Origin of the sequence: Corynebacterium freneyi, assembly GCF_030408835.1 — a bacterium.
GTDB classification, from domain to species: Bacteria; Actinomycetota; Actinomycetes; order Mycobacteriales; family Mycobacteriaceae; genus Corynebacterium; species Corynebacterium freneyi.
The window spans coordinates 351,547-365,141 of record NZ_CP047357.1 but is presented as its reverse complement, the minus strand read 5'-3'; the positions used below and the strand labels follow the sequence as shown (position 1 = coordinate 365,141).

Here is a 13,595-nt window from a genome sequence, read left to right as displayed (position 1 = left end):
CTCGGGCCTGGCGAGTGTGCGGCGATGACGCCGTGTTAAAGCAACCCGTGTATTAAAGCACGTTGCGGGGGCATCCCCCAAATCCCTTCCGGATATGTGCGCAACATCACTGGATCGCACCGCCGTTCATCTGCGTGTCGGGCCGGCGTCAACGGCTGGCCGTCGTAAAGCAAATGCTTGACGACGACCGCACGCCGGACCGAACAACCCCCACCCCGGATTCGCGCACGACGAGCCCGGCCGACTCGGACATGCGAAAAGGGCCCCGCTCCCGAACGTGGGAGCGGGGCCCTTCTCAAGGCCGCGGGCGATGCGTCGGTCGGATCAGACGATCAGATCGGCGGCATCGTTCCGCATGAGCAACAAGACTTACTTGTTGATCTTGGTGACGCGGCCGGCGCCGACGGTGCGGCCACCCTCGCGGATGGCGAAGCGCAGGCCCTCGTCCATCGCGACCGGCTGGATCAGGGTGACGGACATGTCGACGTTGTCGCCCGGCATGACCATCTCGGTGCCCTCCGGCAGCTTCACGACGCCGGTGACGTCGGTGGTGCGGAAGTAGAACTGCGGACGGTAGTTGTCGAAGAACGGGGTGTGACGGCCGCCCTCATCCTTGGACAGGATGTAGACGGAGCCCTCGAACTCGGTGTGCGGGGTGTACGCGCCCGGCTTGGCGATGATCTGGCCGCGCTCGATGTCCTCGCGCTTGATGCCGCGGAGCAGCAGACCGCAGTTGTCGCCGGCCTCGGTGTAGTCCAGCAGCTTGCGGAACATCTCGATGCCCGTGACGGTGGTCTTCTGGGACTTCTCCTTGATGCCCAGGATCTCGACCTCGTCGTTCACGTTCAGGGTGCCGCGCTCGACGCGACCGGTGGCGACGGTGCCGCGGCCGGTGATGGTGAAGATGTCCTCGACCGGCATCAGGAACGGCTTGTCGGTCTCGCGGACCGGGTCCGGCACCTTCTCGTCGACGGCCTCCATCAGCTCGAGGATGGAGTCGACCCACTTCTCCTCGCCGTTCAGGGCGCCCAGAGCGGAGATGTGGACGATCGGAGCCTCCTCGTCGTAGTCCTGCTCGGCGAGAAGCTCACGCACCTCCATCTCCACGAGCTCGATGATCTCCTCATCGTCGACCATGTCGCACTTGTTCAGGGCGACGAGGATGTAGGGGACGCCGACCTGGCGGGCCAGGAGGACGTGCTCACGGGTCTGCGGCATCGGGCCGTCGGTGGCGGCCACGACGAGGATCGCACCGTCCATCTGGGCGGCGCCGGTGATCATGTTCTTGATGTAGTCCGCGTGACCCGGGGCATCGACGTGCGCGTAGTGGCGCTTCTCCGTCTGGTACTCAACGTGGGACACGTTGATGGTGATGCCGCGCTCCTTCTCCTCCGGCGCCTTGTCGATGGCGTCGTAGGCGAAGGACTCGTTCAGGTCCGGGTACTTGTCGGCCAGCACCTTGGTGATGGCAGCCGTGGTGGTGGTCTTGCCATGGTCGACGTGACCGATGGTGCCGATGTTGACGTGCGGCTTCGTACGCTCGAACTTCGCCTTCGCCACTGTTAGTCCTCCTGGACGTCATGGTGGCCACGACTTTCGTAGCCACAGATTGTGGTCGCCCACCCCCACGCCACTGCACAAGCCGACGAAAGACGACCTTGTGCGGGAGTAAAGAAGGGGGCGGACAGTGCATTTTCACTGTGCCAGTTACACGATCCTAATGGGAATGCCGGGCCCATATCAAACTCGGCTCCCCCGGATCGATTACGGGGTAACGGCCGGCACCGCGCACCACCTCCGGCGCCGGCGACGAAGGCCGGGTCAGCGGTGAAAAGTGCGGGCCGTTACCCTCCCCCGATCCCCGACACGGTGGATCGGAGGGAGTTTCGGCTCCGCCGGACGCTTCCGCAATCGGTGCGGATAACGGCCGACGGGCCCGGACCCCGCCGCGGACGTCGTCCGGACGGGACCCGGCTCCGGCTTAGTTGCCGGTGCGCTCGGCGATGATCTCCTGCGCGACGGAGGACGGAACCTCGGCGTAGGAGTCGAAGATCATCGAGTAGTTGGCGCGACCCTGCGTCTTGGAGCGCAGGTCGCCGACGTAGCCGAACATCTCCGACAGCGGGACCAGGGCCTTGACGGCCTTGACGCCGGTGCGGTCCTCCATGGAGTTGACCTGGCCGCGGCGGGCGTTGATGTCGCCGATGACCTCGCCCATGTACTCCTCGGGGGTGATGACCTCGACGGCCATCATCGGCTCGAGCAGGACCGGCTTCGCCTTCTGCACGGCCTCCTTCAGGGCCATGGAGCCGGCGATCTTGAAGGCCATCTCGGAGGAGTCGACCTCGTGGTACTGACCGTCGAGCAGGGTGGCCTTGATGTTGACCAGCGGGAAGCCGGCCAGGGTGCCGTACTGCATCGCGTCCTGGATGCCGGCGTCGACGGAGGGGATGTACTCCTTCGGCACGCGGCCGCCGGTGACGGCGTTGTCGAACTTGTAGGTCGCCGACTCGCCCTCCTCCAGCTCCTCGGGCGCCGGGGCGTAGGGCTCCAGCGACACGATGACCTTCGCGAACTGACCGGAACCACCGGTCTGCTTCTTGTGGGTGTACTCGTACTTCTCGACCGGCTTGCGGATGGTCTCGCGGTACGCGACCTGCGGATTGCCGATGTTGGCCTCGACCTTGAACTCGCGCTTCATGCGGTCGACCAGGACGTCGAGGTGGAGCTCGCCCATGCCGCCGATGACGGTCTGGCCGGTCTCCTCGTCCAGGCGGACGGTGAAGGTCGGGTCCTCTTCGGCCAGGCGCTGGATCGCGGTGCCCAGCTTCTCCTGGTCGGCCTTCGACTTCGGCTCGATGGCCACGGAGATGACCGGGTCCGGGAAGCTCATGGACTCGAGCACGATCGGGGCGTCCTGGGCGCAGAGGGTGTCACCGGTGGTGGTGTCCTTCAGGCCGATGAACGCGTAGATGTTGCCGGCCACGGCCTCGTCGACCGGGTTCTCCTTGTTGGCGTGCATCTGGAAGAGCTTGCCGACGCGCTCCTTCTTCTCCTTGGTGGAGTTGAGCACCTGGGCGCCCGGTTCCACGCGGCCCGAGTAGACGCGGACGAAGGTCAGCTTGCCGAAGAACGGGTGCGCGGCGATCTTGAACGCCAGCGCGGAGAACGGCTCGTCGGCGGAGGGCTTGCGGACCATGTCGACGGTCTCGTCGCCGACCTTGTGGCCGTGGACCTCGCCCACGTCGAGCGGGGTCGGCAGGAAGTCGACGACAGCGTCGAGCAGCGGCTGGATGCCCTTGTTCTTGTAGGCGGTGCCGCAGTAGACCGGGTAGATCTCGGAGTTGATGACCATCTTGCGGATGGCGCCCTTGATCTCGTCCATGGTCAGCTCTTCGCCGCCGAAGTACTTGTCCATGAGCTCTTCGTCGGACTCGGCGACGGCCTCGAGCAGCTTCTCGCGGTACTCGTTGGCCTTGTCGACCAGGTCGGCCGGGATCTCCTCGACGGTGGCCTCGGTGCCGATCTCGGTCTTGCCGCGCCAGGTCAGGGCCTTCATCTGCAGCAGGTCGACGACGCCGTCGAAGTCATCCTCCGCGCCGATCGGCAGCTGCATGACCAGCGGCTTGGCGCCGAGGCGGTCGACGATGGTGCCGACGGTGTACTCGAAGTCCGCGCCCAGCTTGTCCATCTTGTTGACGAAGCAGATGCGGGGGACGTCGTACTTCTGGGCCTGACGCCAGACCTGCTCCGACTGGGGCTCGACGCCCTCCTTGCCGTCGAAGACGGCGACGGCGCCATCGAGCACGCGCAGGGAGCGCTCGACCTCGACGGTGAAGTCGACGTGGCCCGGGGTGTCGATGATGTTGATCTGGTTGTCGTTCCAGAAGCAGGTGACCGCGGCGGACGTAATGGTGATGCCGCGCTCCTTCTCCTGCTCCATCCAGTCGGTGGTAGCGCCACCGTCGTGCGTCTCGCCGACCTTGCGGTTGATGCCCGTGTAGTACAGGATGCGCTCGGTCGTGGTGGTCTTACCGGCGTCGATGTGAGCCATGATGCCGATGTTGCGGACCTTCTTCAGGTCCTTCTTGACGGGAAGTGCGCCTTCTGCCACTTGATTCCCCACTCGTTTCAAATCGTGTGGCGGGGGCTCAGGACGTTGTCGACGTCTTCGCCTCGACCGCCAGCGGTCGGGTTGCTCGATCTATCTTGCCACCGATTCGGCCCGGTGGCTCGCCGTGATTCCCCCCGGGACCCCAAAGGCCCCCGGGTCGCCGGCGCCGGAGCCGGCCCCTGGGGGCCTGGTCCGGCGCTCGCGGTCACTACCAGCGGTAGTGGGCGAAGGCGCGGTTGGCCTCGGCCATCTTGTGGGTGTCCTCGCGGCGCTTGACGGACGCGCCGAGGCCGTTGGAGGCGTCGAGGATCTCGTTGGCGAGACGCTCCATCATGGTGTTCTCGCGGCGCTGGCGCGAGAACATGAGCAGCCAACGCAGGGCCAGGGTGTTGCCGCGGCCGGGACGGACCTCGACCGGAACCTGGTAGGTGGCGCCGCCGACGCGGCGGGAGCGGACCTCGAGGGCGGGCTTGACGTTCTCGATGGCGCGCTTGAGGGTCAGCACGGGATCGGTGCCGGTCTTCTCGCGGCAGACCTCGAGGGCACCGTAGACGATGCGCTCGGCGGTCGACTTCTTGCCGTCCTGCAGCACCTTGTTGATGAGCTGGGTGACCAGCGGCGAGCCGTACACCGGGTCGTTGACGACGGGACGCTTGGGGGCGGGACCCTTACGAGGCATGTCTTACTTCTCCTTCTTCGCGCCGTAGCGGGAACGGGCCTGCTTGCGGTCCTTGACGCCCTGGGTGTCGAGGGAGCCGCGGACGATCTTGTAGCGGACGCCCGGGAGGTCCTTCACTCGGCCACCGCGGACGAGCACCATGGAGTGCTCCTGCAGGTTGTGGCCCTCGCCCGGAATGTAGGCGGAGACCTCGATGCCGGAGGTCAGGCGAACACGGGCGACCTTGCGGAGCGCCGAGTTCGGCTTCTTCGGGGTGGTGGTGTACACGCGGGTGCACACGCCACGGCGCTGCGGCGAGCCCTTCAGGGCGGCCGTCGACGTGGCCGACTTCTTGTCGTGGCGGCCCTTGCGGACCAGCTGCTGGATAGTGGGCATGAAGCCTCTTTCTTTTTCGTTCCGATCGCACTGCGGCGTCCGTCCGGCCGCTGGTGGAGGATCGGTTTTTAAACGTGCGAAACCCAGTCAGCCGCTCTCGCTGGCCTACCGGGTGATGTCGTCAACTCCCAATTACATCTTGGGACTGTCCACCGACAGTAGTGCAACCTGCGACGATCGCCAAAAAACCCAGGTAATGAAACGGAAGAGGGGCCGTCGCAAAGCCGCTTTCGCTTTACGACGGCCCCTCCCCGGGCCCGGGGCCGGTTCACGGGTCGAGCCGATTGCACCCGAGGCGGGGGCGATGCCGGGTCGCGGGACTACGGCTTGGCGAGGGCGTCGGATTCGCGGACGAGCTGGTTGTGCTCGTCGATGTCGTCCTCGTGGTTGGAGCGGATCCGGGTCACCGCGATGCAGGAGGTCAGGGAGATGGCCGCGAGGAAGATGCCGACCGCGAAGCCGCCGTAGGCCTCGGCGAGCGGGGCGGCGATGAGCGGCGGGATGGCGCCGCCGAGGATCGCGGCGATGTTGTAGGCCAGGCCGGCGCCGGTGTAGCGCAGGTCGACGCGGAACATCTCGGGGAGCATCGCGCCGGCCGGACCGTAGGAGATGCCGAAGACGACCATGGTCACGGTCAGGCCGATGCCGAAGTGCCAGATGGTGCCGAAGTCCAGGACCCAGAACAGCACCGGCGTCCACAGGACCGCGAGCACCGTCGAAGTCAGGATCACCTTGGTGCGGCCGATGCGGTCGGAGATCGCCGCCGAGGCCGCGATGGCACCGCCGAAGACGACGGCGGCGACCATGCCGACCAGCAGAATGTCACGGCGGGCCAGGCCCAGCTGGGCGGTGCCGTAGGAGGTCAGGTACGAGGTGCCCATGTAGAACAGCGAGAACAGGGAAGCCAGCGCGACGCCGCCGGTCACGGCCTCACGCCACTGGTGCCGCAGGGTGTCCATGAACGGCAGGGTGCGGCGCACGCCGGCGGCCCGCTCCCGGGCACGGCGTTCCTGCTCCTTCTTGAACGACGGGGTCTCCTGGATGGCCAGGCGAACGTACAGGCCGACGAAGACCATCACGATGGACAGCAGGAACGGAATGCGCCATGCCCATTCGATGAAGGCGTCGGACGTTTCGCCGATGGCGAGGAAGACGAGCACGAAGGTGCCGGACGACAGGAAGAAGGCGACCGCGGCGCCGAGCTGCGGGAACATCGCGTACGCGCCGCGCTTGCCCGGCGGCGCGTATTCCGCCGTGAGCAACGTCGCGCCGGCCCATTCGCCGCCGACGGCCATGCCCTGCAGGAAGCGCATGAGCACCAGGAGGATCGGACCCCACACGCCGATGCCGGATTCGAAGAGACCGAAGACGCCGGTTTCGTAGCCCGGCAGCAGGCCGATGCACAGGGTCGCGATGCCCATCATCAGCAGCGTCCACACCAGGGTGCGCTTGCGGCCGAGGATGTCGCCGAAGTGCCCGAAGACGACGGAGCCCAGCGGGCGGGCGAGGAACGCGACGCCGAAGGTGGCGAAGGAGGCCACGGTCGACAGCATCGGGGTCATGCTCGGGAAGAACACGGTGGGGAACACCAGCGCCGCGGCGGTGCCGTAGATGAAGAAGTCGTAGAACTCGATGGTCGTGCCGACGAGGCTCGCGGTGGCGACCCTGCGCAGGGAGGGTCCTTTGGCTGCGTCGTCGGCCGGCACGTGGGGCGCCGGTGCGGTCACGCCGACGGATGCGCGATCCGTCGCGATGGAGTTGGTCATGGGCGTCTCCTGTCTCGGGGGCGGCCCGCCGGGGACCACCCGTTCAACAATGTGACGCAGAACATATGCGGGCGTGACCCACGTCTCACATACCCGAAAGAGGGTGTTATGGAATCAACGATTAATCGCGGCTAGCGATTTAATTCACGATTCAGATACTTTCCACCGGCAAGAAGAGCCCCGACCAGCCACGATGCAGTGACGGACACCATTCGACGGCCATCCGACCCCGTTCGAAACTTCGCGAAAATCTTTGCCGAACGGGCCTCCACAACGGGCCGCCATGACGCCCCGCTCAGGGAATCAAGCCGAGGACGCGGGCACGGCTCACCGCCGCATGGCGCCCCTTCACGCCGAGCTTCGCGCTCGTGTTGCGCAGATACGCCTTGACGGTCTCCATGCTCAGCGACAACCGCGCCGCCGCCTCGGCGTTCGTGCAGCCCAGCGCGACCTGCGACAGCACGTCGAGCTCGCGCGCCGTCAGCTTCGGTGCATCGGGATGCGGCCCACCTCTCGCCACCCCCGTTTCCGCGCCCCCGGCATCGCCCGAGCGCGTCCCGTCGCCCCCGGCATCCGGAAACAACATCGCGGCGAGCCCGCCGGAGGCGGCCAGAAGCCGGTCGCGCGCATCGGCGTCGGCCGTGGTCGCGGCGATCGCCCGCAGGTCGGCGTGCAACTCGCGCAGTCGCTCCAGATCCGACGACCCCGGCCCCTCCCCCGCCTCGCGGATCCCGGCGGTGCCGCGCTGCGCCATGGCGATGCGCCGGTCGACTTCATCCCGGATGCGCAGCTCGGTGCCGGCCTTCGTCGCCAAGCGCATGGCCACGGAGCGGATGCGATCCCCGAATTCGAACCGCTCGCGATGCGCCCCATAGAGAAGCATCCGGGTTTCGCCGATGCCGGAGAGGACGGGCACCGCCATGACGGGGCCGAGCCCCTCGCTGCGCACCTGGTCCAGGTAACTGTCGGTGATGGTGCGGGAGGTTCCGTAGTCGGCGACGACTGCGGGGCGCCGATCCCGCAGGACGCGGCCGCCGAGCCCCTCACCCGGCACGACGTTGACTCCGCGGACGCCGTCGCGACGCAGACCGACGCCTTCGTCGATGGTCACGCCGGCCTGACCGCCGATGCCGAGGAAAACGACGGGCAGATCCGCCTCCCTGCGCAGTTCGCGAACGAGCTGCTTGGCCAGGTCGCGGTCGCGCGGCCGGTTGTGCGGCATCGGCGTCGCCCTCCCTCGGTCCAGTCGCGGCCCGACCGCGCCCGTCGCACGCCCGTCGGCCTCCACATCAGTTTCTTTCCGAAACATCATAGACACTGCGGCGTCCCCACCTGCGCCGCTCCCCGGGAAACCCGGGCATCGAACGCCCGTTAAGCTCGGGGTGTGATCTACCGAAACGCTTCGAAGGGGGCCCCGCAGCAGCAGTCCCCGGAGGTTCAGGTCTCTCCGACGGCCGAGGAAATGCTCGCCGCCGCCCGGGACGCCATCGACGGGCCCGATGGATCTCGGGCGTCGACGACGAAGTACCGCGAGATCATCGCGAAGCTCCGCCCCGGCCCCCGCTTGCCGGGCGATCCCGCCGACGCTCTGGCGCTCGCCCGGGCCCATGAGGGGCTCGCCGACCAGTACGCGGCGACGGACCAGCCGGTGAAGGCCATCGAGTCGCTGTATGCGGTGGCCGTGATGTCCTTGCTTGTCGACGACCCCCTCATGCGTGGCAGGGCCTTCGCCAAAGTGGCCGACCTGCGCATCTCCGCGGGCAACTACGCCGAGGCCCGCAAGGATCTGACCACTGCGGCACTGGCCTTCGACGCGGCCGGGGACGGGGCGACTGCCCGGGAGCTGCGGGAACGGCGCAGCGGCCGCACCTCGGCCACCGGGGTCGGCGCGGGTGCCGGCGAAGGCGCGGAGGCGAGCGGCGGGGGCGGCTCGAGCAGCGGTGCAAACGCCAACGTCGGCACCGTCCCGAACGACGCCCCGAGGAGGCGGCGCGGACTGGCCGACCGTCTGATGAACCGCGCCCTGGCAACCCTGGGCACGAACGGCGGGGCCGACGCCCCCTCGGGTCGAGGCGACGTCGTGGACGGCGAGGTCGCCGGCACCGACGAGGGCGGCACCGGCTCTCGCGTGGATTGGGGCAAGGCGCTCGTCCGCGTCGAATCCGCGGGGGTGTCCGATGCCAAGAAGGACGGCGCGGACGCTCTGCTCCGGCTGCTGCTCAACTCCGCCGGCCAGGCCGATGGGCCGAACGACGACCAGATCCGCCGTGCCGCGCCCCTGCTCGTCGGCATGGGTGGCGCCGGCCGCTTCGATGCGAGCGCCTTCGCCTCCGACATCACGGTGGCCGCCAACGCGGTGTGCGCCATCGGCGATCTGAAAGTCCAGGGGACGACGCGCGACGAGCTGGCCGAGCGTTCCCGCGCCGTGTGGACGTCCGCGCTGACCACCGGCGACGAGGCCCTGCGGGCCGGCGATGCGGCGACGGCCCGGGACGCTTTCCAATTCGTGCTGGATTCCCGCTCGAAGACCGTTCACGCGACGTCCGCGCAGCAGGGCGCGGCGTTGGTGGGCCGCACCCGCGCGGCGGTCATTTCCGGGGATCAGAAGGACATCCGGGCGTCCGCCCTCGCCGGCGCCAACGCGGTGTGCAGGCTCCCCGACACCGGAGACCGCGCCCGCTACGGCGAACGATTCGCCCACCTGCTCCGCGACGTCGGCGACGCGACCACGCTGCGGATGAGGCTGCTCGAGCGTGTAGCGGACAATTGGAGCCAGGTCGGCGACGAGCACGCCGCGGTGCGGTGCCTGCTCGAGGCCGCCCTGTGCAAGGCGAAGCTGCGGGACTTCAGGGGCGCCCACGAAGATTTTCAGCGGTTGAGCCAGCGGGCGGAGGAGCTGGAGGACACCGCCCTGTTGTCGGAGTCGCTCCTGCACCTGGGACGTTCCTGGAACTTCGCCGGCCGACCGGAGGTCGCGGTCAAGTGCTACGACACGCTCCTGGACAAGGTCACCCCGGGCGAACTCGACGACGACCGCGCCCGAGTGGGGTACGCCCGTCTTCTGCTGGAAAAGGGGCGGACGCTCGCGCGCGTCCCGGGTGCGTCGGAGTCGGAACTGACCGAGGCGCGGGCCGGCGTGACCAAGGCCCGGGACATTTTCGCCGGCCTCGGCGCTCAGTTGCTCGTTCGCGAAGCCAACGAGACGATCGACCAGCTGCCGCGCTGACCGGCCGCCCGTGCCGAGCAGCTGACCCCGGTCGGCGGGGTCGATGCCCGCCGACCGGGGTCGGCCGCGTCGGTCAACTCCGTCCGGTCACACCTGACCGAACCATGATTTGTTGACCGGCACCCACAACAGGGGCAGCGTGATCACGCAGGCCAGGCCGGCGATGGCGAAGCCGGACACGGCCAGGAGGAGCACTCCGGCGATGCACAGCAGCGTGAGCACGATGCGCGCCCAGTTCTCCCCCTTCACGGTGAAGAACGCCATCAGCAGCAGCACCACCAGGATGATCCCCCAGAAGATGGTGGTCTCCAGGATGTTCTCGGGCCGGAACGAGTCGTTCGCCCCGATCGCCGAGGCGATCCGATCCTCGTACCCTTCCAACAGACCGACGCCGGTGGTGGGTCGCTCGGGCAGTTGCCACCGCTCGACCAGACGCCAGATGACCACGCCCGCGGTGACCAGCTGCATCGCGAAGGCGATGAGGATCGTGACGGGAGCGTTGAAGAACTTCATCGACGCCATCCGCTGCCCGAACGGGGCCTTGTGCCCCGTGGGCCCGGTGTGGCCGCCCGGCGCGGGCCCGCCGAATCGGTAGTCGTCGCCGCCGGGCGCGAAGCCCCCGCCGAAGCCGGAGCGGTCCGGGGTCGCCGGCTGTCCTCCGCCTGCACCGAATCCGCCCGTCCCGCCGAATCCGCTTCCGAAGCCGCCCGCTTGGCCGGATCCGCCGAAACCGCCGCCGTGGCCGAACCCGGACTGGTCGGATCCTCCGCCGAAACCGCCCTGGCCGAACCCGCTCTGGCCGAAGCCGGGCCCTCCGAAGTTTCCGTTCCCGTTCATCGGAACAGCCCCCTGTCCGTGAGCAGCCACAGCACCGGATCCAGGCAACGGAACGGCGCGATGCCGCTGCGGTGGAGATGCTGCCCCTGGGGCGCCGCGCCCAGGGCGGACGTCGCAAAGTATCGGAAACCGTACCCGTTGGCGGGCCGGTACCTGTCCTCGAGGGTGAGCACGAGTCGGCCGGCATCGAGCTTGAGCAACATGCTGCGGATTTCCGCGTCGAGGTAGAGGGAATCGTTGTTGTCGAAGCGCAGCCCCGTGTCCCTGCGGTACGCCGCCCCATAGTTGCCCATGATCCGGCCCCACTCGCTGTCGGGGACGCGTTCGAGTTCCTGCAGGGTGTCGAACTTGGACAGGGTCACCGCCAGTCGCGGGCGGGCCTGGCCGAGCAGGTCGAGGAGGTTCTGCAGGACGTCTACGGGGTCGCCGCCGAGCGTCTGATCCGGGACCAGGCCCGACAGGTAATTGCGGATCTGCGGGACCTTCAGCGGGTCGAAGAGGAAGATGATCTCGTCGGCCTCGCGGAAGAAGCCGAGCGAGTCCGGGTCGTCGGGCAGCACTTCGAGGTCCTCGCCGGCGACGTCGCGGATGACCAGGAAGAACTTCCGCGGCCCCTGCCCGACGTCCCAGGTGCCCAGGTCGAAGATCAGGGGGTCGCGCTGGTAGGCGTCTTCTGCGGCCATGCGCGGCGTGGGCGGCATGAGGCCCATTTCCTCGAAGAGGGGCTTTTCGTAGTTGTCCCGGTATCGCTCGCGGGTCGATTCGTCGGCGCCGCGGATGACCTTGCGGTGGCTTTGGGCCAGCTGGTCGAGCATCTTCACCAGGACGGCGATGTACAGGCTCTTGCCGGAGGCGCGGGCGCCGGCCAGCGCGATGCACAGCGTGCCGGAGTCCGCCCATCCGGCGGGCAGTTCACGGTCGACGTACTCGCTGCGGGTCGCCTGCGGGTCGCGCAGGGGACGGAACGTGTACGGGCACCGGGTGGGGGTGGCCGGGAGTTGGGGGACGGTCATCGGCGGTCATCCTCGTCGGAGCGGTCGTCGGCGGGTGCGCCGAACATGGGGGGTCGGATGTCGTTTCCGGGACGCTGCGTCGGGGTGGTGGGGCTGGTCGGCCACACGGGTGCTTGACGACGTCCATCGTCTTCCGCTTCGGCGTCCCGCGCGTGGCGGCCGGGGGTGTCCCGACCGGTGTCGGCCGATTCCGCTTCCGTCGACGGGGATTGCGCGGCCCACGTCCCGGTCCACCCGGTTCCGCTCGGACGGTTGCCGGTCGGCGTGGTTCCGGTCGGCGTGGTTCCGGTCGGCGTGGTTCCGGTCGGTGCGGCGAAGTGGGTGGTGGGCGCGTCGGCATCCACGATGTCGTCTGTCGCCGGGGCGGATTCCGCGGTGCCGTCGGAGGCGGGTGCGGAAGCCGGCGCATCCCCGAAGGTCGGAGGGTTCCCCCACGAGGAGTCGGAGCCGAAGCCCTCGGGCGAGCCGAACCGCGGGGCCTCGCCGAAGGACTGCGATTCCCCGAAAGCCGGAGCCTGCCCGAACGGAGACGAGTCCGCGAACGTGGGCGTTCCGCCGAAGGGATCGGCGTCCCGGGCCGGGGCCTGCGGGGGCTCGGAGGCAGCGGGTGCAGCCGGCGCGGCGGCGCCTCGGGATCCGTCGTTGATCCGGCGCATGGCCATGACCACGGATTCCACGGAGCTGCGGATGGCATCCGACCGGCCCGATTCCAGGGCATCGATCAAACGATCGTCGACGGCGACGACGGTGGAGGAACCGTGGCGGGACGCACCCCGCAGCAACAGCGACACGGCATTCGAGTCTCCGTCGGCCACGGCGGCGGGCACCGCGTCGGAGATGACGAACGTCAGGTCATCCATGCCGTCCGACACCGTTTCGCCGCCGCCGATGCGGGCGGCCCCGGACTGCACGAGCTGCCGGACCTCTCCCGCGAGGTCGGCGACGGAGTCGAGGACACGGGTTTCGCCGTCCGCGACGACCGTCACGCGCGGCGTGCCGGGAATGACGCTGGCCGCGCCGACGATGACGTCGACGGCGGGAGCGAGGCGGGCCAGCACCGACGGCGCGGACATCGACGCCGACCTGTCGACGTGAACGCGGATGGCCATCCCTTCGGCCGGGTGCACCGACGCCGCGTCGAGTGCGGAACGCACGGCGGCGCGCACCGTGGCCGCCGGGCCGTCCAACCGGCCTTCGGCGACGAGGCCCTCCGCACGCAGCAGCAGATCATCGCCCTCCGCCCGAATCAGGCCGACGACGACCTCGGAACGACCGTCGAGGGTGACGCGAGGAAACTCGATGCTCTGCGCCGAATCCGTTCCGGGGCGACCGCGGGTGACGATGACCTGCGCCGACCGCCCCGGGCCGAAATCGCCGCCCGCGACCGGCCTGAGCACGACCTGCGACGACGAACCGGCCCCTATGACCTTCAGGGTCGAGTCGTCCACGCGGTTGGCGTCGGCGTCGCCGCGCAGCTCCAGCCGCACGGGCTCCCGGGAACCAAGCGAATGGGCCTGGACCTGGAACATGCCGCGGGCCGACATGCGAAACTCCTGGCCCTCTCCGAGGGAATTCACTGACATGT

At 68.5% G+C, this 13,595-nt stretch carries 10 protein-coding genes; 1 reads left to right on the top strand and 9 read right to left on the bottom strand.

The features are described from left to right. Nucleotides 1-369: 369 nt before the first annotated feature. The 6 genes from tuf to CFREN_RS01565 all read right to left on the bottom strand — a co-directional run bounded on the left by tuf (nt 370) and on the right by CFREN_RS01565 (nt 8,156). Nucleotides 370-1,560 (bottom strand): elongation factor Tu, encoded by a 1,191-nt coding sequence (tuf, locus tag CFREN_RS01590; RefSeq protein ID WP_070523233.1) that lies wholly within the window; start codon nt 1,558-1,560, stop codon nt 370-372. Nucleotides 1,561-1,981: 421 nt separating this feature from the next. Next, nucleotides 1,982-4,114 (bottom strand): elongation factor G, encoded by a 2,133-nt coding sequence (gene fusA / locus CFREN_RS01585; protein ID WP_083291635.1) that lies wholly within the window; start codon nt 4,112-4,114, stop codon nt 1,982-1,984. A 208-nt stretch (nt 4,115-4,322) separates the two neighbouring features. Further along, a complete protein-coding gene (gene rpsG / locus CFREN_RS01580; RefSeq protein ID WP_035121345.1) occupies nt 4,323-4,793 on the bottom strand; it encodes a 30S ribosomal protein S7 in 471 nt (156 codons plus the stop codon). 3 nt (nt 4,794-4,796) lie between these two features. Continuing rightward, nucleotides 4,797-5,168, bottom strand: a complete 372-nt coding sequence (gene rpsL / locus CFREN_RS01575) for a 30S ribosomal protein S12 (protein WP_035121347.1) — start codon at nt 5,166-5,168, stop codon at nt 4,797-4,799. A gap of 320 nt (nt 5,169-5,488) precedes the next feature. Then, nucleotides 5,489-6,934 (bottom strand): MFS transporter, encoded by a 1,446-nt coding sequence (locus tag CFREN_RS01570; protein ID WP_209654234.1) that lies wholly within the window; start codon nt 6,932-6,934, stop codon nt 5,489-5,491. A gap of 295 nt (nt 6,935-7,229) precedes the next feature. Next, nucleotides 7,230-8,156 carry a LuxR C-terminal-related transcriptional regulator gene (locus CFREN_RS01565; protein ID WP_209654237.1) on the bottom strand — a complete coding sequence of 309 codons (927 nt, stop codon included), beginning with the start codon at nt 8,154-8,156 and terminating at the stop codon, nt 7,230-7,232. A gap of 162 nt (nt 8,157-8,318) precedes the next feature. Between CFREN_RS01565 and CFREN_RS01560 the strand changes: the two genes are divergently transcribed. Further along, entirely contained in the window at nt 8,319-10,160 is a 1,842-nt protein-coding gene (locus CFREN_RS01560; RefSeq protein ID WP_209654239.1) for a hypothetical protein, read from the top strand. A gap of 87 nt (nt 10,161-10,247) precedes the next feature. On the opposite strand, the gene CFREN_RS01555 is transcribed toward CFREN_RS01560, so the two are convergent. From CFREN_RS01555 to CFREN_RS01545, 3 genes are read right to left on the bottom strand one after another with little or no spacing between them, the layout of a single operon-like run. Beyond that, nucleotides 10,248-10,997 (bottom strand): hypothetical protein, encoded by a 750-nt coding sequence (locus tag CFREN_RS01555; protein ID WP_209654241.1) that lies wholly within the window; start codon nt 10,995-10,997, stop codon nt 10,248-10,250. Continuing rightward, nucleotides 10,994-12,010, bottom strand: a complete 1,017-nt coding sequence (locus tag CFREN_RS01550; protein ID WP_070523243.1) for a TRAFAC clade GTPase domain-containing protein — start codon at nt 12,008-12,010, stop codon at nt 10,994-10,996. The genes CFREN_RS01555 and CFREN_RS01550 overlap by 4 nt, the downstream gene beginning before the upstream one ends. After that, a complete protein-coding gene (locus CFREN_RS01545) occupies nt 12,007-13,593 on the bottom strand; it encodes a hypothetical protein (protein WP_209654243.1) in 1,587 nt (528 codons plus the stop codon). The genes CFREN_RS01550 and CFREN_RS01545 overlap by 4 nt, the downstream gene beginning before the upstream one ends. Between the last annotated feature and the right edge of the window lie 2 nt (nt 13,594-13,595).